General features: G+C 36.6%; 22 protein-coding genes and 1 pseudogene. 19 read left to right on the top strand and 4 right to left on the bottom strand.

The features are described 5' to 3' along the window. Positions 1-122 precede the first annotated feature (122 nt). The 3 genes from AEA09_RS09050 to AEA09_RS09040 all read right to left on the bottom strand — a co-directional run bounded on the left by AEA09_RS09050 (position 123) and on the right by AEA09_RS09040 (position 1,859). Positions 123-1,046 carry a permease prefix domain 1-containing protein gene (locus AEA09_RS09050; RefSeq protein ID WP_053583522.1) on the bottom strand — a complete coding sequence of 308 codons (924 nt, stop codon included), beginning with the start codon at positions 1,044-1,046 and terminating at the stop codon, positions 123-125. Between the two features lie 12 nt (positions 1,047-1,058). Next, positions 1,059-1,385: a PadR family transcriptional regulator gene (locus AEA09_RS09045; RefSeq protein ID WP_053583521.1), complete on the bottom strand. Its 327-nt coding sequence runs from the start codon at positions 1,383-1,385 to the stop codon at positions 1,059-1,061. A 255-nt stretch (positions 1,386-1,640) separates the two neighbouring features. After that, entirely contained in the window at positions 1,641-1,859 is a 219-nt protein-coding gene (locus AEA09_RS09040; RefSeq protein ID WP_053583520.1) for a hypothetical protein, read from the bottom strand. 623 nt (positions 1,860-2,482) lie between these two features. Here AEA09_RS09040 and AEA09_RS09035 point away from each other — a divergent pair. Next, positions 2,483-3,037 (top strand): TVP38/TMEM64 family protein, encoded by a 555-nt coding sequence (locus AEA09_RS09035; RefSeq protein WP_053583519.1) that lies wholly within the window; start codon positions 2,483-2,485, stop codon positions 3,035-3,037. A 35-nt stretch (positions 3,038-3,072) separates the two neighbouring features. Here AEA09_RS09035 and AEA09_RS09030 read toward each other — a convergent pair whose 3' ends face one another. Beyond that, the gene (locus AEA09_RS09030; protein ID WP_245622821.1) at positions 3,073-4,695 is read right to left on the bottom strand and encodes an ABC1 kinase family protein; all 1,623 of its coding nucleotides are present in this window, start codon (positions 4,693-4,695) and stop codon (positions 3,073-3,075) included. Positions 4,696-4,950: 255 nt separating this feature from the next. On the opposite strand from AEA09_RS09030, the gene AEA09_RS09025 reads away from it, so the two are divergent. From AEA09_RS09025 to AEA09_RS08950, 18 genes and pseudogenes are all read left to right on the top strand, one after another. After that, positions 4,951-5,865, top strand: a complete 915-nt coding sequence (locus AEA09_RS09025) for a 1,4-dihydroxy-2-naphthoate polyprenyltransferase (RefSeq protein ID WP_053583518.1) — start codon at positions 4,951-4,953, stop codon at positions 5,863-5,865. A gap of 267 nt (positions 5,866-6,132) precedes the next feature. Next, positions 6,133-7,077, top strand: coding sequence for an oxygen-dependent tRNA uridine(34) hydroxylase TrhO (trhO, locus tag AEA09_RS09020; RefSeq protein ID WP_053583517.1), 945 nt, complete (start codon positions 6,133-6,135; stop codon positions 7,075-7,077). Between the two features lie 204 nt (positions 7,078-7,281). Beyond that, on the top strand, positions 7,282-8,391 hold the full coding sequence (locus AEA09_RS09015; RefSeq protein ID WP_053583516.1) for an NADH-dependent flavin oxidoreductase: 1,110 nt from the start codon (positions 7,282-7,284) through the stop codon (positions 8,389-8,391). A gap of 438 nt (positions 8,392-8,829) precedes the next feature. Then, positions 8,830-9,846 carry a zinc-dependent alcohol dehydrogenase gene (locus AEA09_RS09010; protein ID WP_053583515.1) on the top strand — a complete coding sequence of 339 codons (1,017 nt, stop codon included), beginning with the start codon at positions 8,830-8,832 and terminating at the stop codon, positions 9,844-9,846. 671 nt (positions 9,847-10,517) lie between these two features. Then, positions 10,518-11,681: an iron-containing alcohol dehydrogenase gene (locus tag AEA09_RS09005; protein WP_053583514.1), complete on the top strand. Its 1,164-nt coding sequence runs from the start codon at positions 10,518-10,520 to the stop codon at positions 11,679-11,681. Positions 11,682-11,694: 13 nt separating this feature from the next. After that, positions 11,695-13,113 carry an APC family permease gene (locus tag AEA09_RS09000; protein WP_053583513.1) on the top strand — a complete coding sequence of 473 codons (1,419 nt, stop codon included), beginning with the start codon at positions 11,695-11,697 and terminating at the stop codon, positions 13,111-13,113. A 29-nt stretch (positions 13,114-13,142) separates the two neighbouring features. Further along, entirely contained in the window at positions 13,143-13,715 is a 573-nt protein-coding gene (locus tag AEA09_RS08995; protein WP_053583512.1) for a DUF3156 family protein, read from the top strand. After that, a complete protein-coding gene (locus AEA09_RS08990; protein WP_053583511.1) occupies positions 13,712-15,175 on the top strand; it encodes an aldehyde dehydrogenase family protein in 1,464 nt (487 codons plus the stop codon). The genes AEA09_RS08995 and AEA09_RS08990 overlap by 4 nt, the downstream gene beginning before the upstream one ends. Positions 15,176-15,806: 631 nt before the next feature. Next, positions 15,807-15,953 carry a hypothetical protein gene (locus AEA09_RS19915; RefSeq protein WP_156312109.1) on the top strand — a complete coding sequence of 49 codons (147 nt, stop codon included), beginning with the start codon at positions 15,807-15,809 and terminating at the stop codon, positions 15,951-15,953. Between the two features lie 91 nt (positions 15,954-16,044). Then, positions 16,045-16,137 (top strand): annotated as a pseudogene (locus AEA09_RS20620) (IS3 family transposase); the annotation flags it as partial. 277 nt (positions 16,138-16,414) lie between these two features. Next, complete coding sequence (locus AEA09_RS08985; protein WP_053584667.1) at positions 16,415-16,834, top strand: MarR family transcriptional regulator; 420 nt, start codon at positions 16,415-16,417, stop codon at positions 16,832-16,834. A gap of 66 nt (positions 16,835-16,900) precedes the next feature. After that, entirely contained in the window at positions 16,901-18,400 is a 1,500-nt protein-coding gene (locus AEA09_RS08980) for a DHA2 family efflux MFS transporter permease subunit (RefSeq protein ID WP_053583510.1), read from the top strand. 303 nt (positions 18,401-18,703) lie between these two features. Beyond that, complete coding sequence (locus AEA09_RS08975; protein ID WP_053583509.1) at positions 18,704-19,120, top strand: MarR family winged helix-turn-helix transcriptional regulator; 417 nt, start codon at positions 18,704-18,706, stop codon at positions 19,118-19,120. 158 nt (positions 19,121-19,278) lie between these two features. Then, the gene (locus tag AEA09_RS08970) at positions 19,279-19,956 is read left to right on the top strand and encodes an SDR family NAD(P)-dependent oxidoreductase (protein WP_053583508.1); all 678 of its coding nucleotides are present in this window, start codon (positions 19,279-19,281) and stop codon (positions 19,954-19,956) included. Between the two features lie 116 nt (positions 19,957-20,072). Continuing rightward, positions 20,073-21,143, top strand: coding sequence for an oxidoreductase (locus tag AEA09_RS08965; RefSeq protein ID WP_053583507.1), 1,071 nt, complete (start codon positions 20,073-20,075; stop codon positions 21,141-21,143). Between the two features lie 297 nt (positions 21,144-21,440). Further along, on the top strand, positions 21,441-21,785 hold the full coding sequence (locus AEA09_RS08960) for a hypothetical protein (protein ID WP_053583506.1): 345 nt from the start codon (positions 21,441-21,443) through the stop codon (positions 21,783-21,785). Beyond that, the gene (locus tag AEA09_RS08955) at positions 21,769-22,404 is read left to right on the top strand and encodes an O-methyltransferase (protein WP_053583505.1); all 636 of its coding nucleotides are present in this window, start codon (positions 21,769-21,771) and stop codon (positions 22,402-22,404) included. Before AEA09_RS08960 ends, AEA09_RS08955 begins: the two co-directional genes overlap by 17 nt. A gap of 58 nt (positions 22,405-22,462) precedes the next feature. After that, entirely contained in the window at positions 22,463-22,795 is a 333-nt protein-coding gene (locus tag AEA09_RS08950; protein ID WP_053583504.1) for an antibiotic biosynthesis monooxygenase family protein, read from the top strand. Positions 22,796-23,247 lie beyond the last annotated feature (452 nt).

Genomic DNA, 23,247 nt, shown 5'->3' with positions numbered 1-23,247 from the left:
TGTGAGATAAAAAAATTGCAAAAAAGGGCATCCTAAATTCTTAGGACGCCACAGAACTTTTGTTAACTTTGTTCTAAAAAATATAATTTTGAACGCATTTTTGGTTCAGAATTGATTAAGTATTAAATACTTATGTGAGATTTTTTATTTGAATAGTAAGCTTCTAATAAAACTTGGAATCCAATTGTGAAAATAAACACGATCCAAGATAATTTCCATGTCCACAATAATCCAAGTACGATAAAAATACCGAGAGAGAAAACCCAAAGTGCCCCTGCTAATTTACCATATACCATCATTTCTTTTGAATTTGCATGGTGAACAGTTCTATAATACTCTGTTAATACATTTGGCTTTCGGCGATCCTTTTCTGTTAGTCCTAAATAAACGAATAAACAAATGGCTGGTATTACAAATGGAATTAATACGGATACCGCCATAAACAATGGCCCATTATGAAATGCTATTATTTCTTGCAATGACTCAATTCTTCCTTTTAAGCCCATTCTTTCAAGGTAAACGATAATCGATATAAAAATGCCACCTATTAAAAGTGCAGTTGCTATCGCGTAAAGTAATGCTCGTAATTTCTTCATACCATATTCGTAAACTGTTTCTTGTACTAAACCTAAATATACAAATGCTGCTATAGATATTGTGGCAAAAGGAAATAGTGATGAAATAGCTAAAAATAAACTGCCCATTTGGAAATATACAATAAGCCCAGTGATGATGCCAAACAATAATACGCCTGTTGCCACAGTAAAACCTAGTGCTGTTTTTTTATCTAACGGATTTCTATTAAACATTTCATCGATTACTTCATATTTCTTATTTAAGCTAATCTCTTCAGCAATTTCACTAATATCTCCTAGTTCTTTAATTGCCATTTGAAAAGCTTCCTTCTCAGTCTTGCCATTTGCGATTGACTCTTCAATTCTAGCTAATAAATTTGCAGTAATTTCTTCTTTTAAATCATTTAATTGTTGAGACTCTTGATATCCCTCAAATATGTTATGAACATAAGATTGAACTTTTTCAATCATGTTCCGCACCTCCTATAATAACTTGTTAATAATATTCTTTGTAAATTCCCAATCAGCTTTATTTCTTTCATATAGCGTTTCACCTGCAGAAGTTATTTTATAATATTTTCTTCTTCCACCTTGCGTTTCATCACCCCAATAGGATGAAATACATCCTTCTTTTTCAAGGCGTCGAAAACTTGAATAGAGAGTTGCTTCTTTTAGTTCATACTCGCCTTCACTTTTTTCAATGATTTTTTTATATATTTCATATCCGTAGCTGTCAGTAGTCCTTAAGATTCCTAAAACAATAGTATCTGTGTTCCCTCTAATTAAATCCGAGGATATTTTGCCTTTCATCTGACTCCACCTCCGAAATACAATATACAGCAAAGTACTTTGTCTGTCAAAGTACTATTACTGGTAATGTTTTCTTGTGGTAATTATAGATACTCTTCTTTTCAAATCAAAAAGGCTTCCCAAAGTTTCAGGGAAGCCTTTTTCTATTAACGAGAACAAATAGTGCATTTTATGAAAGAACGTATAATAAAGCAATTAAGATGCACGAACAGAGCATTATTAGACTGACTATTAAAAGTAGAGTAAGAGAGGCAGTTATCTCTTTTTCTTCCCAAGTTCTTTTGTTAATGGCTGCTTTTTCACTATTTTTTCATAAATCACGTGTACATGATATTTTTTTTCATCAATTTGATTTACTTGCACAACTTTCGCTTTACGGCCCTTTACACGGATATCTTCGTCAACAGTGGGTATGCGTACGACAAACTGATTTAGTACTTCAGTTCTATTTTCATAAATATGAATGACCATCATCTTTTACGATCCCCTTATTATTCAATTTTAATAACATTTGAACGAACATGAGACAATTTATGTTGACCGTATAGAAGATAGAACATTTGAAATAAATGATCGGCAGCATATAAATGCATACCCAAAGGAAAGTGAAAATCACGTATGCTGTTTGAGAAGGGGAGAAGGTAAAATTTACGATATGAAAATCAAATCAAAAAATACTATCGGAAAAATAATTAGCAGGGTAATCAGAATTGTTCAAAATGACAGACAACATAATTGTGAATAAGTGTTATCTCCAACATAAAACCATATTTCTTCACTTATTTACCGATATGTCGTATAGTAAATCCGCTGATTTCACGAATTGCTTCGGTAATTATTTTAAATAAATTTTCCATACTTTGTTCTGACTAAGTGATGTAGATTCGTATGTTCAATTTAATTAGCAAGTATTCTGTTACAATTAGCTTACAAAGTACTTTACATAATCTGCTTCACTGTTCAGGCTATTTTTTTCAATGACATTTTAACGAGTAAAGTCGTTGAACGTAAAGCAAGAACATGATGAACCTCATTTGAGTTGGGGAAGATTCACGATATGTAAAAGATATTAATCCACAAAAAGGACAACTAAGAAAATGAATAATTTATTAGATTGGCTGCAACATGATACATGGCTAACAAGGGTCAGTAGCTTCTTTATTATGGCAATGTTAGCATTTGTGCCTGCAGTTCCAATACCATTAGTAGCTGGAATAATCGGCACAACGTATCCATTTCCTGTAGCGTTGTTCATTAGCCTAGGAGGTACTGTTTTTGGTTCAATCTGCATGTTTTTTCTATGTCGATATGCATTTCAAAGGATCGCGCTGAAACAAGTACAGAAATGGCAACGACTCGATGGATTTTTTCAATTACTTGAACGTAACGGTTTTTTAGCCGTACTCATCGGACGGTTAATTCCAATTATGCCTTCCGCTGCAATCAATGCGATAGCGGGCGTTACAGAGGTTCGTTTCCGTTCGTTCCTACTTGCAACGACAATCGGAAAGTTTCCAACGATGATGGCTTTCACGCTAGCGGGTGCTCAATTTGAAGAGAACCAGTATTTAACTGGGATGATGATTGTGCTCTATGTCTTAGTCATATTTCTACTTGGGCTGAAATTGAAAAATAAATGGGCAAGAGGATGATCCAAAGGTAATTTTGGTCATCCTCTTTCTAAATGTCAGTACTTCGTTTTTCTGTCCATGATCTTTAACCATTTTCTTTGTCTCCAGCTACTCACGATATAAATAAGAGAAGAAATCCCGATTAGCCCACCTGAAGCTTTTGATAGGATTGGATACTGCAAATATATTCCTGAGAAAATTCCCACAATCCCTAATGCGAACAAAATAAATGTCTGCTTTTTTTGATTTTCATAAATTGAAAAGTAAAATTCCCTTTGTTGTAACGCTTCTTTTTGAACCAGTAATTGCCCAGGTGTCTCTATTAATTCTTGGAAAGAGTGAAATACTTTGAAAATAGGTAGGGCGTTCATCCATTTTAAAAGCAACTTCCATTTATTTGAATCACCTTGTGTTAACCAATCTGTAAAAGCAGGTTTTATGATGTCTAGAATTTCTTTGTTTGGATTAATGGTTTGGAGCATGCCTTCAATCGTTACGAAGGAGCGCCCTAAAAAGATGAATCGTGTAGGTACTTGTATGGGAAGTGATTTTAACATGTCATTCATTTCTTTTTTGACAGCAAATAAATCCATCTCTTTCAACTGATTTAAATCCATTGTTAATACATCTTTAAGGAGATTTTCAATGATTTTGAGATTAGCTCCTGGAAGCAAGAACCCCAGATCCCTTAATATTTCGGCTGCTTGTACATAATTTTTTAGTAGAATGGCTTGCATTAAATTCTGGAAATTGTTCGCATCTTTTCTCGAAATTTCACCGACCATGCCAAAATCAAGAAGTACAATCGTTCCGTCTGCTTTGACTAGTACATTTCCTGCATGAGGATCGGCATGAAAAACGCCAGCTTCTAACCATTGTGGAAGAAAAATTCGGATTAATCGTTGCGCTAATTCCTCTCGATCGATTTGAGCAGTATCTAAAAAATCTACATCTGTTATTCTAACTCCTTCGATCCATTCCATCACCAATACTTGAGAGGTGCTGAAATCCGGATAAATATTAGGTATCGTTAACTTAGGATAGGGTTCAAAGCGTTGGCGGAAATGCTTAATGGTTTCTAACTCTTTGTTGAAATCGAGTTCTCTTTCGATTACGTATTTTAGTTCCTTGAATAGCATTTTAAAGTTGATAAAACCTTTTGGAACGGGGGCAAAGTGTTGAGCAAACCAAATAATAATCCCTAGTGAACGAAAATCAATTCGCATTAGGGAAGGGATGGATGGTCGTTGAACTTTAATCGCAACGTCGGTTCCATCCTTTAATTTCCCACGATAAACCTCTCCGATTGATGCTGAAGCCACTGCTTTTGTTTCAACTGAAAGTAGTACGTTTTCAATCGAGTTTCCCCATTCTTTTTCTAAGACATTTTTAATTTCTTCCCATGGGGAGGAGGGGACCCGATCCACAAGATCTTGTATTTGAGTGATAAAACTACTAGGAAGCAAATCTTTACGAATACTTATAAATTGCCCGACTTTAATGAGCACGCCCTCTAGTTCAAAAAGTGTCTGGCGGAATTGTCGCCCTAGCTTTTCCCATAATGCGTCCCATTCCATTTCAGATTTTTTCCGAATACGAAACCAATAGACTTGAATAAACATGGAAAATGCAAAGGACAATATCTTCCACATTCTGTACCAACTTTTCCTGTTTTTCAAAACGATACCTCCCGTCTAATCTAGTATTTTGTTTGAAAGTCAGTAGGTGATTAGATTTTTTTCTTAATTATACATAATAAAAGGGAAAAGTTGTTAATAACCGAAAGCCGATTTTGTGTACACCAACCGAAAAAGGGGAGAATTGATGGTGAAAAATATATTTCCATTGAAATTGAAGCTGTAAAAGCGGCATAATAAGAGCTGTCGGAAAAAAAGATAGACAAAGAAACTTAAATGGTAGAGGTGCAAATTTAGATGGAATTAGGAAATGAAAGCATGAGTCCTATGAAATTAATGTGGAAAATGACAAGGCCCCATACGTTAACGGCAACATTTGTCCCAGTTATTCTAGGTACCGTGATGGCGATGTATGAACATGACATTAATTGGCTGTTGTTTATCGGCATGATGCTTGCTTGTTTATGTTTACAAATCGCTACAAATTTATTTAACGAGTATTACGATTTTAAACGTGGTTTAGATACGGCGGATTCAGTAGGTATTGGCGGAGGGATCGTACGTCATGGACTGAAGCCAAAAAACGTGCTGACAGTCGCTGTTATTTTATATGTACTTGCTGCTATTATTGGTGTGTACATTTGCATGAATAGTAGCTGGTGGCTAGTTGCAATTGGACTATTTGGGATGGCTGTTGGTTATTTATATACAGGCGGTCCGTTGCCGATTGCGTATACACCATTTGGAGAACTTTTTTCAGGGGTCTTAATGGGCGCTGGCTTTGTTCTCATTGCCTACTTTATTCAAACAAATGAGATTACTATGACTTCTGTTCTCATTTCGACACCGATTGCCATTTTAGTAGGTGCTATTAATATGTCGAATAATATTCGAGATATTGAGGAGGATACTATTGGCGGTCGTAAAACACTTGTCATTTTACTAGGGAAAGTAAAGGCGATTCAAGCACTAGCTGTTGCTTTTGCTGTGTCCTATGTATGGATACTTGTATTGATTCTTACAGGTTTAATTAGCCCATGGGCAATCCTAATTTTATTGAGTGTCAAAAAACCGATTGAAGCTATTCGCAGCTTTAAACGTGGGGAAGAAAGTCCGAAGTTTTTAGGGACAGCGATGAAGTCAACCGCGTTGACAAATACATTATTTGGTATGTGGTTAGCAGTTGGTTTATTCATTAATTATGTCATCTAAGGTGTGATAGGTTAATGAAATAGTTGTTTGAAATATAGAAAATATAGAAAATCAGACTTTTAGCTGAGGTATTACCCTCAAACTTACTTTATTATTTAGATATACTTTAGATTGAAAAGTAGGTATTATTACAGCATCTGGTACGCATAGCCAACCCTGTTTTTACTTTACTATTAGTAAATCGGTATAGGTTATGCAGTACTGGATGTTTTTTTATTGCCGCTATCAGGTTGTATCCTGTAAATATGAATGATAGGTGGAAAAGAAATGGATTATCAAGTATTACTGTATTATTTTTACACACAAATTAATGACCCAGAGCAATTTGCTGCAGAACATTTAGCGGATTGTAAGGCGCTCGAATTAAAGGGAAGAATATTAGTAGCCAAAGAGGGTATTAACGGTACACTTTCTGGTACAAAGGATCAAACGAGAGCTTATATGACAATGATGGAAAATCATCCATTATTCAAAGGGATTGTCTTTAAAATAGATGAGGCAGAGCATCATGCGTTTAAAAAAATGCATGTTCGTGCTAAAAATGAACTTGTACATTTAAGTTTAGAGGATGATATTAATCCACTTGAATTAACAGGTCGTTATGTGGAGCCAAAAGATTTTTACGAGCAAATGCAACAAGAAGACACGATCGTTATTGATGCGCGTAATACGTATGAATATGATGTCGGCCATTTCGAAGGGGCGATTCGTCCAGATGTTGAAGCATTCCGCGATTTACCAGAGTGGATTCGAGAAAACAAGGATGCACTAGAAGGTAAACGTATTTTAACCTACTGTACAGGTGGCATCCGCTGTGAAAAGTTTTCTGGCTGGCTTGTACGTGAAGGCTATGAAGATGTCGGTCAATTACACGGTGGTATTGTTACTTATGGGAAAGACCCTGTTGCAAAAGGTCAGCTTTGGAATGGACAATGCTACGTATTTGATGAAAGACTAGTTGTACCTATTAACCAAGTTGCGCCAACGATCGTTGGTAAAGACCATTTTGACGGCACACCTTGTGAGCGTAACATTAACTGTGCAAACCCTGAATGTAACAAGAAGATCATAGCATCAGAAGAAAATGAAGCGAAGCATTTAGGCGGCTGTACAATCGAATGTTCAAAACATGAACGCAACCGCTATATTGCGATTCATCAATTAACAGCTGAGCAGATACAAGAACGTTTAGCCCAGCTAGAAGCAATTTAAAATTAACGACAATTATCAACGGTTTGTTTTATTCTATCATGCACTTAAAGACAACATAATTGAAGCGTTAAAAAACACGTTGGAATATACGGCATCAACTTTAGGCGGTCAGTATGTTGTATCAAATGGAATAAAATGATGGCACGCCGTTTACTGGAAGTTTAATTGAAATAAAAAAATTATTAATAGAGGGGTTTCAATCTCATGAAGCTAACACAACCATTTACATTTCCGTCAGGAGTCACATTAAAAAATCGCGTGCTTATGGCGCCGATGACCATTTCATCATCTTTACCCAATGGGGATGTGTCAGAAGAAGAAATTGCATACTATAGCCGTCGTGCGAAAAGTGGGATTGGTGCAATCATTACGGCATGCGCGTATGTTGAACCACTAGGGATAGGATTTGCCAATTCAATTGGTGTAGAGGATGACGCACGTATTCCAGGTCTTCAAACACTAGCAACAGCAATTCAAGAAAACGGTGCTAAAGCGATTTTGCAAATTTTCCACGCCGGTCGCATGTCGAATACGAATCTATTAAAAGGTGAACAACCAGTATCTGCCAGTGGTGTTCCAGCACTTCGCCCTGGGTCAGAAACGCCACGTGAAATGACGAACGATGAAATCGAAGCGACAATTAAAGCATTTGGTGAAGCTACTCGCCGTGCAATTGAAGCCGGATTTGATGGGGTTGAGATTCACGGAGCAAATACGTATTTAATTCAACAATTCTTTTCACCCCATTCAAATCTTCGTACAGATAAATGGGGTGGGGATGTGCAAGCACGTATGGCATTCCCGTTGGCCGTAACAGCTGCCGTTCAAGCAGCGGTGAAAGAGCATGCGAAAAAACCGTTTGTTGTCGGCTATCGTATAAGTCCAGAGGAACGTGAAGAACCAGGTATTACAATGGAAGATACAATCCAATTTGTAGAAGCATTAGCTTCAAATTCAATTGATTATATTCATGCTTCGGTTGGTAACTTCTTTGCAGGGTCCATTCGTGATGAGTCGGACAAAGTATCTCGTGTCCAACTAATTCAGGACGCAGTAGGTTCATCTGTACCTGTCATTGGTGTAGGCGGTCTACAAACACCAGCACAAGTTGAACAAGCTTTAGATGTAACGCCACTTGTCTCACTTGGCCATTCACTTATTATGGATCCAGAATGGTATGGAAAGGCAACAACAGCCAAAGAAGAAGAAATTTATCCGGCGTTATATCGAAGTAAGGAACATGATTTAACAATTCCAGCTCCATTATGGAATATGGTGACAGGTGTACCTGGTTGGTTTAATGTACAAGATTAATTGTGAAACTTTTTTGAGATAAAGAGTAGATAATTTAAAAATAGGGACGATTCAAGAAGGGCATAGCCTCCTTGAATCGTTTTTTTCATGGGATTTGATGTTACACTGCTCCTTGAAAAATATTCTAAAAAAATTTGCTGTTCAGTATTTGCTTGTGAAAAACGAATGCGACCACACGATTTTGAGCTACAAAAATTCATGCTAATGTTTTAAGGACAGATCTTGTGTAGATCCAATTAATTTACGCTTTTCATGAATTTTGCTGATTGCTTAATAGATTAAAACCTACTAACATTAAGGTGATCTCATATATATTTAGCGAGAGTCGAAAAAATTGCTGATATAAGATAAAGCCAATAGCGGATGTCACATATATTTTGTGCGCGAATGCAGCAACAATTACGCTGAGGCTTGATAAAACAATAGGGAGTGTTGAAGATGAAGGTTGGTATTTATCATGGTCAAAATCATGTTGGGGTAGAAGAGCGTCCTATGCCGAAAGTAGGACCAACAGATGCATTGGTTCGCGTTTTAACGGGTGGTATTTGTGGAACAGATATTAATATTGTGAAAGCAGGATCTGAAATGGGGATTCGCTTTGGCTCAGAATTTGGACATGAGATGTTTGGGGAAATCGTTGAAGTGGGCTCTGACGTAGAAAAAGATTTAAAAGTAGGCATGCGAGTAGGAGTAAATCCAATTACGGCAAAACGCGCTGGTCGTCGTTATTCATTAGAGGTTGGAGCTTTTTCACAATACGTCTTAATTGAAGATGCAGCGTTAAATACTAATTTATTTGCCTTTGCTGATTCTGTTACAGCTGAAGAAGCGGTATTAATGGAACCTATGAGTGTGGGTTTCCATGGTGCTTTTAGTGTAGAGCCGAAGCCTGGTGAAAAAATGGTTGTGCTTGGTGCAGGGCCAATTGGTTTATCAGCTGCAGCAGGTTTAATTGGAGAGGGCATAAAAGACGTTTGTGTGGTAGATGTAGACGACTGGCGTTTAGCGAAGGCAAAAGAACTAGGTGCTTTAACGGTCAATACGATGACAGAATCATTAGCTGAAGGTTTAGCGAAACATTTTGGCGATGTTAATGTGTATGGTGTCAATGTTCCAGATGTCGATGCGTTTGTGGATGCTGCGGGCGCACCTGTATTATTTGAGCAAGTGATGAAAATTGTAAAGCCTAATGCACGTATTGCCATTATTGCGGTTTACAAAAATGAAGTACCTGTTAGCCTAAGCCAAGTGATGAGTAAAGAAGTGAAAATTATTGGGGCAAGTGGCTATACAAATGACGATATTTTAAAAGTTATTGACCATATCAATCAGAAGAAAACAAATATCTCTACAATGGTGACGCATACGTATAAATTAGATGATATTCAAGAAGCATTTGATACAGCAATTGCAGCAAAAGAAACGATTAAAGTGATTGTGGATTTAACTGAATAATAAAAAGTATATAGGTTTGGTGTTTGGAAGGGGAGTTCATGTTGAGATGTTTCTTGATGTGGGCTTTTTTTATTTTGTTTTAAACATTGTAAAACTTTAACATATTAATGTTTTGAGAACATTTTGCTATGATGGTTTCGAACAGGCTCTTATCTTTGGTTAAATTATCCGTTGTAGAAACTCTAGTTAAACAGAATTTAAATGAGTTGAATAGGTACTATTAAATAAAGTTTTACGAGACGAAAATCATTTCAGTAAATTCAAATTTGTACATAAAAATTCTGTAGACAAAAGAGTAAATAGTTGGCCTATATTACTCATGTTTTATTTTTAGTATTATCTATAAAAAAGAATGATGAAGTGGTACTAGAATCTTATGTGGAAAACGGATACGAATCTGTATATCCCAACGGAATACAGGAAAAAGAATAGAGTCAATCCTACTAACTGAACGGCACCTCAATTGTTAGCAAAAATCTAACAATTGGAGTGCCGTTCACCTATAGGTATTTTTACGCCATATCTAGTTATTACACATGATATTCGTACTTGATTTTTACAAACAGTTAAAATGAAAAATCATTTATTTTACTGTTTGTCCAATATATAAGATTCTTTTGAAGAATATATTAAGTAAATCGCCAAAATAGAAATTTAAGGAGGTTCAATGAATGTTAGAAACATTTCAGTTTAAATTGTCAACTAGAATTGAATTTGGAAATGGTCAAATTAATAATTTAGGTACTTATGTAAGAGAATTGAATGGAAGTAAAGTGATGATTTTAACTGATAAAGGGATCCAATCAACAGGTATTGTCGACAAAGTTACGAATCTTTTAGAACAGAATGAAATTCAATATATTATTTACGATCATATTAAACCGAATCCAAGAGACAAAGACTGTAATGATGCTTATCTTCTAGCAAATAAAGAGAATGTTGATCTACTGATTGGTCTTGGAGGAGGTAGTTCAATGGATACAGCAAAAGCTGTTGGTGTACTGCTGACTCATGGGGGTGAAATCAAAGAATGGTATGGACTGAATGCGTTAAAACATAAAATTACTCCATTAATTTGTATTCCTACTACTGCGGGTACTGGAAGCGAAATTACTTTCTTTTCAGTAATCACTGATACCTCCACTAAATTGAAAATGAATATTCTTGATAATAAAGTTGCTCCGGAAATTGCCATCCTTGATCCAGAACTTACGTTAACATTACCTCCATCCATCACGGCTTCAACAGGAATGGATGCACTCACGCATGCAATCGAAGCTTATACTTGTAATCTATCTGAACCTATTACTGATGCTTTAGCACTTTATGCGATTGATCTAATCGTTAAAAACTTACCAAAGACTGTGATAAATGGAAGTGATATTGAGGCGAGACGAAATATGCTTGTTGGAAGTCTGATTGCTGGGATTGCTTTTGGAAATTCAGATGTAGGTGGCGTACACTGCATGGCAGAAGCTTTGGGCGGATTGTATGATACCCCACATGGCATTGCCAATTCGATGCTTTTACCTTATGTATTTGAATATAATATTCACTCCGATATTGAAAAACATGCAAATGTAGCGAAATTATTAGGGGTACTTGCTGAAGGAAAAACAAATGAAGAAATTGCTTATGAAGGCGTATTGAAATTAAAAGAACATGCATACGAAGTCAATATTCCTAAGATGAGAGATTTAGAGAATATTAATGTAAAAGATTTTGAGTATTTAGCAGAAGGGGCTACTCAAAATGTTTCTGCATCTAGTAATCCAAGAAAAGCAACGAAAGAAGATTATTATAATCTGTTTATGAGAGCGTATTATGAAAACTAAAGGAGGTGGATAAATGGAAGATTTAAAATTAAAAAGATCACTCGGATTTTGGGCAGCTTACTCAGCTTCAGTTGGACTAGTTGTTTCCGGAACTGCTATGGTTGTTCTTGGGAATGGCTATGGAATCGGTGGACCTGCATTTAGTATCATCGCATTAATTTCATTGTTTATCATATTAAGTGTTGCTTTATCCTACTCTGAAATGGCTGCCATGATTCCAGGAGCTGGAATGGTCGGAGAATATACGCTGCCAGCTTTAGGGAAACTTCCTGCAATTTTTGCGGTATTAGCAGGTTATATTGTTCTTGTGGGAACAGATGGTGGAACGAACATGATTGTAGGGGGCCAATCATTCGAAACGCTTACCGGAGTACCATGGTATATTGCTGTCATTGTCATTTTATTATTTTTAACAGTCATCAATTTATTAGGTGTTTCTGTCTTTGGTAAAGTCCAGTCCATTCTTGCAATTAGTATGATGCTCCTACTTGGATTAGTTGGATTATTAGGCTTACTAGGAATCGGGACGCAGGAACAATTAGCGGTAGCCCCACCATTTTCGCCTATTTCTTGGCAAGAACAGTTGGGAACGTTAGGGATAGCTATTTGGCTATATATCGGTATGGAATTTGTTGCGCCACTTGCGGAAGAAATAAAGAATCCCGGTAGAAATATCCCTCTAGCTATGCTATTTGGGTGTTTTACAATTTGGTTAGTTGATTTACTTTTCGGTTTAGGAGTAACGAAGTATATCAGCTTAGACGAATTAGCCCAATCGACAATTCCTCATGTTGATGGTGCTGCAGCCATGTTGGGTGAAACGGGATTAATTTTAATGGGCGTTGTATCGATTGTTGCTGCAATCACGACATGTGATACTTATCTTGCTGCTGTTCCTCGTATGCTATATGGACTTTCTAAAGAGGGGCTTTTACCCAAGGCTTTTTCTTATCTTCATCCAAAAACAAGAACGCCTTGGGTTGGAATTTTTGCAGTAATTGGCTTAACGTTAATCGTGTTAATTTATGCATTTATGAATAATGCTAATATTGATTTTGTGACAACGATGATTTCAGTCGCTTGTAGTACCTGGTTAATGTCTTACATTATTACACAAGTAGATGTTCTAGTTTTACGTAAGAAATATCCAAATGCACACCGTCCTTTTAAAACACCATTATATCCACTTCCGCAAATTATTGGGATTACGGCATGTGTCTATATGATTTATACGCTGTACGTAGATTTAGCTGTATTAAAAATCTCAGTGATTGTGATTACGATTATCATCATTGTAAGTGTTGCGTATCTAAAAGGAACGGGTCAAAAACTATTCCAACCGGTCCCACTTGAAAAAGTATTTGAAGGAATTCAGAAACGAAGTGAGTTAGATACTGCCTATACAGCTGATATTGAGCAAAAAGATCAATAACCATCGATTAATGAAGCAGGAGGTTATACATGGGGATATATTCTATTATCGACAATAGGGCTTGGAATTCTTTAGGGATTGTTACAGATGAATTTAAAACATACACTGCAGTGACGAGAAAAGAGATTAATCGGATTGAACTAGATGTAGAGAATTTGGGCATAAAAAGTATGTATTCTTCTTACAAAGTAATGAATAAATGGATGGGAAGAATATATCTTTTTAAATGGAGTTGTATGATTGAAGATTACAAAACGGCTAGTAATCTTACAATTAAATTGCGGTATAATGGAAAACTCTCGAGTACTAAAGAACCTGAATTTTCTTCTTCATCAAGTAATTCTTTAGTCTCGCTATTAAATAATGATCAAGAGTTAATTGAAATTTGTAGAGCTATTGATTTTGAAAAACTAGAACTAATCTATTCAAAAAAAGATAATGCTTGGAACATCGAAATTTGGCCGAATTATGGTGATTTTATATGGATGTTAATCCCTCCTGTACGCTACTTCAGAAAACCGAATGCTGAAGAAATTGGTCAAACAATTCGATTAATTCAACGGATCCGTCAGGTACTAAATAAAGGAGACATTGCTCAATGAATGTGAAAAAAATGTATATCAATAATCAATGGCAATTGAGTCATAGTGGTGAAACAAGAGAAATTATCAATCCTGCTACTGAGGAAGTAATTGCTGTAATTACTGAAGGAGCGATTAGTGATACAAAAAATGCCATCGAAGCAGCTCATGAGGCTTTTTACACAAAAGGGTGGGGAGAAACACACGCAAGAGAACGGGCTGCATTATTATTTAAACTGGCAGACAAACTAGAAAGAGATATTGAATCGTTTGCACTGCTGGAAACTTTAAATAATGGAAAACCATTAAGAGAATCAAGTTATGATATTGAAGATGCTGTCAATCAATTCAGGTATTATGCAGGTTTAGCAACGAAACCGGCTGGGCAAGTATATGATGTGCCGGATAATATTCAAGCTTTTGTTGTAAAAGAACCTGTTGGTGTTGCTGGGCTCATTGTTCCATGGAACTACCCTTTAGTCATGGCTGTTCAAAAATTGGCTCCTGCTCTCGCTGCTGGCTGTACAGTTGTGATCAAACCAGCAGAACAGACGCCTCTTAGTTTAATTAAGTTATTTGAACTGGTAAATGAAGTGGGGTTCCCTCCAGGCGTAGTGAATTTAGTCCTTGGTGCAGGAGAAACAGTAGGTGCAGAATTAGCTAGAAATCCACTAGTCGACAAAATTGCATTTACTGGAGGCACAGTAACCGGTAAGAAAATCATGAAAAGTGCTGCAGATACACTGAAAAATATCTCGCTAGAACTAGGTGGGAAATCACCAAATATTGTTTTTGAAGATGCCGATTTTGAAACAGCAGTTGACTATGCACTATATGCTATTTTTGCCAACCAAGGTCAAGTATGTTCAGCGGGTTCAAGATTATTAATTCAACAATCATTATACGAAAAATTCATTCTTGAATTAGTTAGAAGAGCGAATGCAATACAAGTAGGGGAGGGGACTGATCCCAAAACGGAAATGGGTCCTCTCATTTCAAAACAGCATATGGAAAAGGTTTTAGAGTATATTGAACAAGGAAAAGAAGAAGGCGCAGAAATTGTTTGCGGTGGTAATCAATTATTTAACAAAGGCTATTTTGTTGCTCCTACAATTTTCACCAATACCCATGCTGATATGACCATTGTGAAAGAGGAAATTTTCGGACCTGTATTAGTCGTTCAAACTTTTGTGAATGAGGAAGAGGCAATTAAATTAGCAAATGATTCGGACTACGGACTTGCAGGAGCTGTATTTACATCTGATGGAGCGAAAGCACTTAGAGTGATTCGTAAACTAAGAGCCGGAATTACATGGGTTAACACCTATCATCCGACGTTTAACGAAGCACCATGGGGAGGCTACAAACAAAGTGGCATCGGTAGAGAACTAGGCACATTCGGATTAGAAGCCTTCCAAGAAGTAAAACAGGTGAATATTAGTTTAGAAGTTCAGCCTAGTGGATGGTTTAAGAATAAATAGGTAGCTTTTAAAGTAGTTTGATTTAGAGAAAAGAGAAGTAGAAGTATATGTAAAGCAGTGTTCACGGCCTGTACTCCAATTGTTAGACGGCAATTAACAATTGGAGATAGAGGTTGGAACAATGTAGTTCATGCAACTACATTAAGCGCAAGGACGTTAAGTTTTACGGACGTTTATGGAAACAAAAGTTTTAGCATTTTTTTAATTCCTTGATGGAAAAGCACAAATGATTTACATGTGTGGAAATACGTAATAATGATGGGGAGTAGTAATGAATATAGTTTGTCTAACAGAGAGATGATAGCTGTTGAAAATCATCACAAATGATTCGTGAACTCGTCCAGGAGTTTTGGTGCTGAATACAGTAAGTAAAAAAGTCAGCTACCGTTATAGCTTGAGTGAGCTCACATGCTAAACAGCTTGATATCGCGAAATCCTTAACAGATTTGCCAGTGATTAAAGATCACTGTTACTGACGTGGCGACAAATGCGCTACAACAAATACAGGATACACTATATATTTGAAAAATTCCGTACATTCAAATTAAGTGAAGTGGGGTAGAGGAGGATGACGGAAAAAACCAAATAGACAAAAAGGATAATCTTTGGAAGTCATCGTGCCTATAAAAAAATGAGGATATTACATATCAATCAAAAGAAAACGAATATCTCTACAATGGTAACGCAGACATATAAATTGGATGATATTCAAACCGCATTTGATACAGCAATTGCAGGTAAAGAAACGATTAAAGTGATTGTGGATTTGACTGAGTAATAAATTTTAATAGATAAGATTTTGGGTCAAATCCAATTAAAGATTTGGCTCTTTTTGTGCTTTTAAAAACCCTCAAAACTTTAAGGTATTCAAAACAGATTTCGCTAACGGAGCTTATTGCTCTTCTCTTGAACAACACGCTCTTGGGATTGATGATTATGTTCATTGGTTCAATAGCATTTGAATTCTCGGAACACTAGGCTATTTAAAACTGGTGGAATTCAAGCAACAGACCTTATAATTTTTGTCCAGTATATTGTTGACATTTCAGTTTGAAGAATGAGCTTTCATCTGACAGAAATAGGAACGTTTGTGTAGTAATGTAGATGGATAATAGCTCAAGGGTGAGTAGCTATTGAAAGAAGTCTGAATTTCCGTTGACAAGGTTATTCAAAATAAGGTAATATAAGGAAATGCAAGGTTAAGTTAGCAGGCTAAGTAATTTGCAAAGGATTGAGACTATGATGGAAGAAGAAATTCGGATCTTGTTTGCGAAAACGTCTGCGAAAATGAGAAAGGATTACGCGGACTCGTTAAGAGAGGTTAATATCTACGTTGGGCAAGACCATCTGCTTTGGCAATTGTGGAGGAAAGATGGAGCTACCCAAACCGAGTTGAGTGAACTAATGGGCTGTGAACCACCGACCTTAACAAACATGGTAAAAAAACTAGAAGCGTATGGGCTCGTGACTAGAAAGAAAGATGCTTCGGATGCACGTGTAACAAGAGTTTTTTTAACGGAGAAAGGAAGTGCACTTGAATACCCAATTGAGGAGATATGGAGAAATCATCAAAAAAAAATGTTGAATGGGATTAGTGAAGAGGATCGGTTAACGCTGAAACGTCTCCTTCTACAAATCGATAACAATTTAAAGATATGATTTTTTTTAAACATTTACTTAGCCTGCTAAATAAAAAATATACATATGAAAAAGGAGCTTGTTTAATTGATAAATCAAGAAACAAATAAGTTTAAAACCGGACCGATTTTAACAGTACTGTTAATTGGGGCGATTGCGGCAATTTTAAATCAAACGGTACTAAACGTTGCATTACCAACATTATCAGAGGAATTTAAAGTGTCTACTGCAACTACGCAATGGCTGATTACATTGTATATGTTGGTAAATGGTATTTTCATTCCGATAACGGCATTTTTAATGGCTCGTTTTTCAACACGTCAACTCTTTTTCGCATCGATGATTGTTTTTTCAATTGGTACTTTAATTTGTGGGGTTGCACCAAGCTTTGCTATTCTTTTATCTGGACGCGTTGTACAAGCAATTGGGGCAGGCATTGTAATGCCATTATTAATTAGTGTTGTGTTCAGACTTTTCCCAATAGATAAGCGCGGTGCTGCAATGGGGATTGTTGGGGTTGCGATTATGTTTGCGCCAGCAGTAGGTCCAACGCTTTCAGGTCTATTAATTACTACTCTATCATGGCGCTTTATCTTTTTTGCAATTTTACCATTTTCTCTTACTGCCTTAATTGCTGCATTCTTTGTGCTGAAAAATGTATCAGAGCCACAGCCAGCTAAACTAGATATCTTGGGAGTTATTGCTTCAACTTTCGGTTTCGGGGGGATTTTATACGGATTCGGTAGCGCAGGAAAAGAAGGTTGGGACAGTTTAATTGTCATACTCTCTATAACTGTAGGGGTTATCTCGCTCATATTATTTGTCATTCGACAACTGACTACAGAAAAACCGCTCATTGATTTGAAAATATTTAAATCAGTTGAATTCACATTTTCTATCATCATTAGTTTCTTCGTAAATGGAGTTACGTATGCAGCAATGATATTAATCCCGATTTATTTACAAAGTAATCGTGGAATGACTGCATTAGAATCAGGTTTGTTTCTTTTACCAGGAAGCATTGCCATGGCGATTATGTCACCGATTGCTGGAAAAATGTTTGATCGATACGGCATCAAGTGGATGGGGCTTTTCGGCACAGTTGTACTTGTAGGAACGACCTTGGTATACACTAATTTGACTTATACGACTGGAATCGTATTTCTATCATTTATTTATATTGTTCGGTCAATTGGACTCACTTTCTTAACGATGCCTATTGCGACTGTTGGCTTAAATGCATTACCAGGTAAACTACACGGACATGGTTCAGCTATGCAAAATACGATGCTGGCCATTTCAGGAGCAATTGGAGCGGCAGTCATGACGACCATTATGGCGACCCAAACGAAGTTATTCGTGTCACAAGAAGTTAAAAACACGGCAGGAGGAAATCCCACACCCGAGCAGTTAAGTGTTATTTCGGGTGATGGATTACTACACGGTATTAATTTTGCCTTCTTAGCAGCTTCGACATTTGCAGTTATTAGTCTAATTGCCATGATTTTGCTAGCAATTTCGATTACGAAGAAAAAAAATAAAAAGTTGTTGGTAGAGGTAAACCGTAATATCCCTGTGCAACAATAAATAACGAACAATTCACTCAGACGAAAATGAAAGTAAAAGAGTCATAACTACTGTTATGACTCTTTTACTATATACAGTTGCAATTTATAATCTTAACATTACAGTGCACAGGTATCCAAAACTAAACTGCACTAGTTGAAAACAGGAAAGTTGGTGTCTTCAAAGTATCTTTGAGACACCCTTTACTAAATATAACGACCTAGATGACGGATGATTGTGAAATATTAGACTATTTATTTTGACGTTGAAGCACTAATTTGCTAAGATTAGCTTGCTAATGATTTTCGTGGAGGTAAGGAATATATGGTTGAAGACGATGTTCAAGAACAGCTAGTGAAAATAGGGGCAAAAATGAGAAAAGATTACTCTGATGCACTACGAGATATTAATATCCATGTTGGTCAGGATCGCGCATTATGCCAGCTTTGGAAAGAAGATGGTATTACTCAGGTTCAATTAAGTGAGCGGATAAGCTGTGAGCCCCCAACTGTGAGCAATATGGTTAAAAAACTAGAAGACTATGGTTTAGTTCAACGAAGTCGGGACAAACATGATGCCCGAATTAGTAGAGTATATTTGACTGAAAGAGGTCGTGAAATTCAAGCTCCTGTTTCTGAAATTTGGAACAAGCAGCAAGAAAAATTGTTGCAGGGGATTCAACAGGATGAATTATTCTTAGTAAGACGTATTTTGCAACAGATGCTCCAAAATCTCACTTAATCATATCTTAGTCTCGAACTCATTATCGATATATCATTAGTATGCTAATTATCTATGGGAAGATGGTTTACATATTTACTGCTTTAATGGCTCCGAAAAAGGTGAAAGACTGGTGCTTATTTTTTTTCGTATAAAACGTTTAAAGGGGAGAATGACGTATGGGGAAATTAACTAATCGTGTAGCGCTTGTTACGGGTGCTGGAACAGGATTGGGGCGTGCAATTGCAATTGCTTTTGCAAAAGAAGGTGCGACTGTTGTGCTTAATGGGAGAAGAGAGGAAAAGCTACGTGAAGTCGAGAGAGAAATTGGCGAAGGGAAAGCGATTGTCATTCCCGCTGATTTGACAGACGAGACAGCAGTTAATGCTCTTCGCGACAAGTTACTTAACAGTACTGATGGGAAGTTGGATATTCTTGTGAATAATGCAGGTGGGGTATCCGCGATGAATTCAATAAGTGAACTAACTATAGAGCAATGGAAGCAAATGATGGATCTAAATCTTACAAGTCAGTTTTTAGCTACAAAGGCTTTTTTACCAGCGTTACGTAAAAGTGGAAATGGTAAAGTTCTATCAGTAACTTCTGGTATGGCTAATTTTTATATGAATGGATTTGGTGCTTATTCTGCAAGTAAAGCGGGAGTAGAGGCGCTAATGAAAACCGTAGCAGCCGAAGAAAAAGACAATGGGATACAAGTGAATTTATTTGATCCTATTAATGTTATTTCAGAAGGAAATCCGAGTGGAGAAAAAGATCCTGCTGAAATTGTAGCTACTTTAATTGAGTTGGCAGCTGCCTCTTCAATGGAAAAAAGCGGTGAAGTAGTAAAACCGTAATGACAAGTAGGTAAGCCTATTAAAGTTCACCTACAATCCAAAATAGACGATGATTGTTTGTCGTCTATTTTTTTCTAACCAGTACTTGAGAATAGAGTTTATAGGAGATGACTACAATGGTACAGTTTCAAAACTTATTTACAAACTTTCATCTGAACAGCCTACGATTAAATAATCGTATCGTCTTATCGCCAATGACAAGAATGATTGCAAGTGAAGATGGACTCGCTACAGAGATAATGAATCGCTATTATGCTAACTTTGCTAAGGGGAAATTCGGCTTACTTATTACAGAAGGAACATACATAGATGAGTCATACAGCCAAGCATACTTAAATCAGCCTGGAATAGTGAATGAGGATCAAGTTCAAGCATGGAATAAGGTGACAAACGCTGTCCATCTGCATGGAAGTAAAATCATTTGCCAGCTGCTGCATTCTGGTGCGTTATCCCAAGGAAATCGCTATGTAAATGAAACGATTGCGCCTTCAGCTATTAAACCTATAACAAATACTGATTTGGCTTCCTATGGGGGAACGGGTGAATTTCCTGTTCCTAAAGAAATGAGCAAAGAAGAAATGAATGAGGTGGTTAAAAGCTTTGCCAACTCCGCTCTACGTGCAAAGCAAGCAGGATTCGACGGTGTGGAAATTCATGGGGCGAATGGATATCTACTTGACCAGTTTTTAACGGATTATACAAATCAACGAACAGATGAATATGGCGGTTCGGTTGAGAGGAGATTACGTTTTCCAATCGAAGTGATTCAAGCTATTCGTGATGTTGTTGGTTCGGACTTTGTTGTCGGGATTCGTCTCTCCCAATCAAAAGGGAATAATTATTATCACAAATGGATGAATGGTGAAAAAGATGCTGAAGTTATTTTCAGTAGTATTGGTAAGGCGGGTGTAGACTATATCCACCTTAATGAGTATGACGCAACTCTGCCTGCTTTCAACAATGTTGGGCCTACACTCGCTTCATTGGCTAAAAAATATTCAGGGATACCTGTGATAGCTTGTGGGAAATTGGAAGACCCTAAAAAAGGGGAAACCTTATTGTTGAATGAAGAAGCGGATTTAATAGCCCTTGGCAAAGGGGCTTTAGCGAATCCAGATTGGCCAAAGCGAGTGGTAGAAGGTAATGAACTTAAACCGTTTATCGGTGATTTTTCTATTTTGGTTTAATCACATGTAAAGGACATTTTTAAAAAAATCTGAGGTAACTTAAAGATGGTGCTGTCTGTATTTTGCAGTCAGCATCTTTTTGTATTGTTTAAAACTCTACAAAATATTACTACATTAAAGTTTCGAAGATTTCTTGAAGTGTATTTCTATATTTCGAAAAATTTACTTGCATCGTTTGTGAGCACGGTGCCCATGAAAGTTTTATACAATAAATTTCCAAGCATTTCATTGACAGTGTGTATGCATTTGTATACAATGATAAAAACGTATACGAATGTATACATAAGGGGTGCTAATATGAGAAGTGAATCAGAACATCGAGGAAGACATGGTCATCGTGACGAACATCATCGTGGTGGACGTCGAAGAGGTGAAAATGAAGAAAAAAGACATGGTGCAAAAACATTTCGACGAGGAAGAGCGCTTGCTTTTTATGAAATGATGAATACGAAGTCTAACTCATTAAAGAAACAGTTAGAAACACCTGAATTACAATCCATTAATCCCATTTTAGTGGGGGAATTAAAGGCGGTTGAAGCGCTTATGGATGAGTTTGCAAATTTATTTGAACTATTTGAAGTAGAAGAAACGGTGCAAGAAGTCGTTCGTGATGAGGGTTCAAACGATGCAGAAACTAAATAATTATATTGATGAATTATTTGATCAAGAGGATCTACTTTTAGAGGGGGTACTACACTCTATAAGAGATCATGGAATGCCTACTTTTTCAGTTTCCCCTTCATCTGGGAAATTACTAACGATGCTAGTATCGATTGCAAAAGCCAAAAATGTTTTAGAGATTGGTGCGCTTGGTGGGTATAGTGGTATTTGTTTAGCAAGAGGATTTGGTGAAATTGGTACATTAACTTCACTTGAATTAGAAGAAAGTTATGCGACATTAGCGAAAGAGAATGTGACAAAAGCGGGATTTGGCGAGCAAGTTTCTTATATGATAGGTCCAGCAATTGATAATCTTCAAAAACTAGTAGTGCAGGGGAAAACATTTGATTTCTTCTTTATCGATGCTGATAAAGGAAGCTATGAAAGCTACTTAGATTATTGTATTCAGTTGGCGGTACCAGGAGCGCTCATTGTTTCAGATAATGTACTTGCGGATGGTACTGTCGTTGATGACACGATGAAACCCAAACGTTACACTGAAATCATGAAGCAATATAATGCTATCGTTGCGAAGCATCCTCGATTAGATTCGATGCTACTTCCACTTGGCGATGGCATGACAGTTTCAAAAGTAAAATAGCGAAAAACGTTTTGAGAAAAAGAGAGTATAGAGATTAACTTTAAATGGAGGAATGAAAATGTTCGTACAAATTCGTAAATGGACAGTAACTGAAGGAAATGCTGATAAAATTATTGAGCGTTTTAAGAAGAAGCCAGATCAGGGGCCCTCTTTAATCGAGCAACGTGAAGGTTTCATTGGACGTGAATTACTACAGAAAAATGTTCGTCGTGGTGAAGAAGAAGTAGTGATGATTGTTCGTTGGGAATCAGAAGAGGCATGGAAAGCATGGGAAAAGAGCCCAGAGCATATCGCGGGTCATAAAAATAAGATTAAAGAACACGGTGGCAAACCACCAAAGCCTGACTATGTAATTGCTATGGAGCATGGTAGTTATACGGTTGTTGAATAAAGTTTACTGAGAGTATAGAGCATACGGATTACTCTAGATTTAAGATAAATACAATCTGAAAGTGAATATTCCTATTACGTAAAAAGAGTTAAATCATTAATAGATTTAACTCTTTTTATATTGTCTGAGAATATATAAAACCTTAATACATCAATGTCTTTAGAACTGTTTGTTATTATGGTCTCGAAACAATGAGTACCTTATACTTTTTTACAAGAATTAATTTAGTAAACGTGGATAAGTTCTTAGCGAAAGGTATGCGCAAAACGAATTTTTCATACATATGTAAATTTGAACAGGCACCTTTTAAAGTTAGCTTTGACCTAAATTTAAAATTCAGTTCAGAAGCTCTTCTCAGTAAAAAAAGTGTCATTTAAAATACTTAACTATTATTACGTTATTTACTCTTTATTTAAAATTTTCTAAAAACTTATTGATGTTTGTAAAACTGT

The organism is Lysinibacillus contaminans (genome assembly GCF_001278945.1).
Taxonomy (GTDB): Bacteria; Bacillota; Bacilli; order Bacillales_A; family Planococcaceae; genus Lysinibacillus; species Lysinibacillus contaminans.
This window is presented reverse-complemented; position numbering and strand designations above follow the sequence as displayed.